Annotated in this window: 4 protein-coding genes and 1 pseudogene; 2 read left to right on the plus strand and 3 right to left on the minus strand. The window is 55.3% G+C overall.

Going from position 1 to position 3,772, the window contains the following annotated elements; genetic code table 11:
- A pseudogene (locus AC2FNU_RS24230) lies at positions 1–294 on the minus strand (hypothetical protein); the annotation flags it as partial.
- Positions 295–390: 96 nt separating this feature from the next.
- Here AC2FNU_RS24230 and AC2FNU_RS24235 point away from each other — a divergent pair.
- Together AC2FNU_RS24235 and AC2FNU_RS24240 are read left to right on the plus strand one after the other, a co-directional pair.
- Positions 391–1,314 (plus strand): LysR substrate-binding domain-containing protein, encoded by a 924-nt coding sequence (locus tag AC2FNU_RS24235; protein ID WP_496793944.1) that lies wholly within the window; start codon positions 391–393, stop codon positions 1,312–1,314.
- A 99-nt stretch (positions 1,315–1,413) separates the two neighbouring features.
- On the plus strand, positions 1,414–2,460 hold the full coding sequence (locus AC2FNU_RS24240) for an aromatic ring-hydroxylating dioxygenase subunit alpha (protein WP_496793949.1): 1,047 nt from the start codon (positions 1,414–1,416) through the stop codon (positions 2,458–2,460).
- A 110-nt stretch (positions 2,461–2,570) separates the two neighbouring features.
- Here AC2FNU_RS24240 and AC2FNU_RS24245 read toward each other — a convergent pair whose 3' ends face one another.
- Both AC2FNU_RS24245 and cbiQ read right to left on the minus strand, forming a co-directional pair.
- Complete coding sequence (locus AC2FNU_RS24245) at positions 2,571–3,227, minus strand: energy-coupling factor ABC transporter ATP-binding protein (RefSeq protein ID WP_496793953.1); 657 nt, start codon at positions 3,225–3,227, stop codon at positions 2,571–2,573.
- Positions 3,224–3,772, minus strand: a 549-nt coding sequence (cbiQ, locus tag AC2FNU_RS24250; protein WP_496793954.1) for a cobalt ECF transporter T component CbiQ, incomplete at its 5' end; no start/stop codon positions are given. The genes AC2FNU_RS24245 and cbiQ, both read right to left, overlap by 4 nt.

Below are 3,772 nucleotides of genomic sequence, written 5' to 3' on the forward strand. Positions count from 1 at the left end.
CGAAAAGCGCAACTGATCCCCAAGGCGCGCCAAAAACAGGATGATGTCGGCAGTCTCGAACCGGGCCAGCAGATCCGGGGACAAATGCGGTTTGTCAGGGTTGAATCCCACATCAACCGTATCCACGAACAAGCCCATGGAGCGGGCCACCCCGGAAACAATTTTCACACTGTCCGCATCGAAATACCCAAACTCTGGCGGCTCGTAAGCGATCAGCAACCGGTCTCCGGCGGCCGCTTGCGCACAGTTTGTCAAAAGGTTTCGCGCGCCGCGCTCGGGCGTAATATCCGACATTCGCGTCTCCTGAGGGTTCGGGTTCGTACAGATTACCAGCGAGCGTTGTCACCAATCTATTTGAAAGTGATTATGAGTGGCATTAGAGTTACTAATATGATCTTGAACTTGCCCTATTCCGCACTAAGAGCGTTCGAGGCCGTTGTCCGCCATTCGGGGTTTTCGCCAGCTGCAACGGAACTGGGTGTCAGCCAAAGTGCGGTCAGCCAACATGTGCGCAGCCTTGAAGAGTGGCTGGGGCGCGAGCTGCTGGTGCGGGGCGCGCGCCAGTCACGCCCGACCCGCGAGGGGGAGTTGCTGGCGCTTGCGATCTCAGAAGGGTTGGGGCGCATCTCGGATGTGTGCGCGCAACTCAGGGACAAAACCCGTTCGGACAGGACAATTGTGATTTCATGCCTGCCGGGTTTTGCCTTCAACTGGTTGTTTCCACGCCTTTTGCGCTTTGATATCGCCCACCCGGACCTGTCGATTTCGATCGCAACTGACACCGGGCAATTTCCATTTTCGGGTGCGGACGCCGATATCGGAATTCGGTACGGATTGGGCGATTATCCGGGCTATCAAGTCGATTTGCTCATGAATGAGCAATTGTTCCCGGTATGCGCGCCGTCGCTGTTGCCCGATCTGCGAAACGTTGAAGACCTTGCCCGGCACACAATGCTGGTAGATGAGAATCTGCATCATGGCGCGGCCAGTCCCACATGGGAATTCTGGGCGCGGCGCTGTGGCCTGACTTTGCCAACCGCGCTGCGAACACGCCGATTAGGACAGTCGAACATGGTTGTTCAGGCGGCGATCGAAGGCTTGGGGGTGGCACTGGGACGGGAACCGTTGGTGATTGATATGATGAGTGACGGCCGTTTGGTCCGGCCCTTCAAAGAAATGACCCAATCACCACTGTCTTATTGGCTGGTGCGACCGCATGAAACCAAGGACAGCGCCAAAGTTTCCGAGTTCCTGACATGGATTCACTCTGAAGTCGCCACACAACCCGAAATCCCGCAGTCTGCGTCTTTTTGAAATTAGCCAAGCTTATATAAGTCATTAAAACTCTGGCATGGCATATGAGCGTTCGGCTGCTCATAATGATAAAAACCACCGTACGCATTGGAGAGCTGAATGTTTCTGAGAAACTGTTGGTATGTCGCGGCCTGGAGCAAGGACGTCGGGCGCGAACTGAAAGCCGAGACGTTTCTGGGTGAAAACATCGTGCTTTATCGACAGCAGGACGGTACTCCGGTCGCGCTGGAGGATGCCTGTCCCCACCGTAAACTTCCACTTTCAATGGGTAACCTGATCGGCGATGTCGTCGAATGCGGTTATCACGGCTTGAAATTCGATTGCTCAGGCAAATGTACCGACAGCCCAACACAGCGCGGAATGACCCCACGCCGGGCGGTTGTAAAATCCTATCCGGTGGTGGATCGGTACAGGTACCTTTGGATCTGGATGGGCGATCCCGCCCTTGCCGATCCGGACAAGATCTTTCCGATTGAGAACTTTGATGACCCAAGCTGGGGCAAAACCGATGGTGGTGTGATGGATATCGACTGCCACTACTTGTGGGTCTGCGACAATCTACTGGACCCCAGCCACGTGGCCTGGGTCCATGTGACGTCTTTTGCGGGCGCTGGTACGGATGAAGAGCCGTTGAATGTTGAGAAAACCGATCGCGGTGTCATCGTATCACGCTGGATAGAAAACAAGCCACCCTCACCGTATTACGCAAATCTGGTTGCGTTCGAGGGTGACTGTGACCGGCTGCAGCATTACGAGATGTGCCTGCCTGCAATCGCACTGAACAAATCCGTTTACACGCCCGTTGGAACCGGCGGCTATGGAAAACCCCATGTTGATGAGACCTATGTCAATATCTCGTACAATTTCATGACGCCGATAGACGAAGACCGAACCCGCTATTTCTGGTTCCAGCATCGCAATACGGATCCAGACAATGCTGAAGTCTCGAAGTTCATGAATGACGGCGCGCGTATGGCCTTTCTTGAGGACAAAGAGGTGTTGGAGCAGGTGCATCTTGGCATGAAGCACGCCAAGACACCTCATATCGATCTTGGCTTGGACAAAGGCGCTAAACTGTTCCGCAAGGCACTGGACAATGCCATCGAAGCTGAAACGGTATCCGCCGATGTTGCAGTTCAGGCCTGAGCTTTGGTCTGGCGAACCGCTTCAAATGTTGTGGGCCGTGGCCGGAAGACGTGCCGATCAGCCGGATCCAGGTGCATAGTGATGAAGGGTGGAAACTGGTGTCTTGCGGGTCAAAACCCAGCCGAAACCAGCTTTCCATTTCTCAGCTCAAGCGTGTCCGGCGCCAATGCCTGACGGAAGGATGGGGCATGGCTGACCAGCAAAATCGCCTGAGGCAAGCCCTGTAAAATTTCCAGCAGACGGGCCTCGTTCTTGGTGTCGAGCGCATTGGTCGGTTCGTCCAATAGCAGCGCCTGCGGCTCCATCGCCAACACGGTGGCAAGGGTCACAAGCCGCTTTTCGCCCCCGGACAACTTATGCGTGATGCGGTCCCGCAGGTGCATCAAGTCCAGATCGGACAGAACCTTGTCAACGATAGCAAGCGCCTCGGCCTTGCTGCGGCCCAGATTGAGCGGCCCAAACGCGATGTCTTCTGCGACGGTAGGGCAAAACAGTTGGTCGTCGGGGTCTTGAAACACAAGCCCGATCTCGCGGCGCACCTCGTAGAAATCCGCTTCGGCCCGTCGGTCCTTGCCAAGGGCGATCACGCGTCCTGCGGTCGGTTTCTGCAACCCAAGGGCAATGCGAAACAGCGTGGATTTTCCCGCGCCATTGGGCCCGGCAATTGACAGGCGTTGTCCCGGATCAAGTGAAAGCGATGCACCGTCCAGCACGGATGCCTGGCCGGGATAGGCGAAATGGATATCTTCGAGTTTAAGGATCGTCATAGGAAATCCAGACAAAGAAGACCGAGGCAGATCGAACCCAGTGTCACAGCGAACAAGCTGTCGCGCCGGGTCAGATGAAAATCTTGCAGCAAAAGAAGACGCCCAGAAAACCCGCGACATTTCATGGCGCCCAGTATGCGTTCTGACCGTTCGATGGCACGCACCAGCATCATGCCCACCAGATAGCCAAAGCTGCGATACGTGTGCCAGTTGGTGCCCGAGCGGAAACCACGGACTTTCATAGCCCCGCGAAGGCGCAGATATTCTTCGCGCAAGACTTCGATATATCTGATGGTGAACATCAGCAAATGCACAAGAGCATCTGGGCAGCGCAGTTTGTGCAAAGCATGACCCAGAGTGACAGGTTCCAACGTGCCGACCAGAACCATCAGGGTCAGGACCACGGCGTTGGCTGTCAGTGCAATCTCAATGGCTTTCCACAGCCCCTGCCAACTGGCCGGAAATCCGAACAGGGTGAATATCGCGTCACCGGGCATGGAAAAAGGCAAAAGTATCAACATGAAGATGATAAAGCTGTCCATCAT

The organism is Ruegeria sp. BHSB064 (genome assembly GCF_059613205.1).

Bases quoted from the DNA above. Each gene is read 5' to 3' on its own strand.
- AC2FNU_RS24235 (WP_496793944.1), top strand. From the start codon at position 391: ATGATCTTGAACTTGCCCTATTCCGCACTAAGAGCGTTCGAGGCCGTT.
- AC2FNU_RS24240 (WP_496793949.1), top strand. From the start codon at position 1,414: ATGTTTCTGAGAAACTGTTGGTATGTCGCGGCCTGGAGCAAGGACGTC.
- AC2FNU_RS24245 (WP_496793953.1), bottom strand. From the start codon at position 3,227: ATGACGATCCTTAAACTCGAAGATATCCATTTCGCCTATCCCGGCCAG.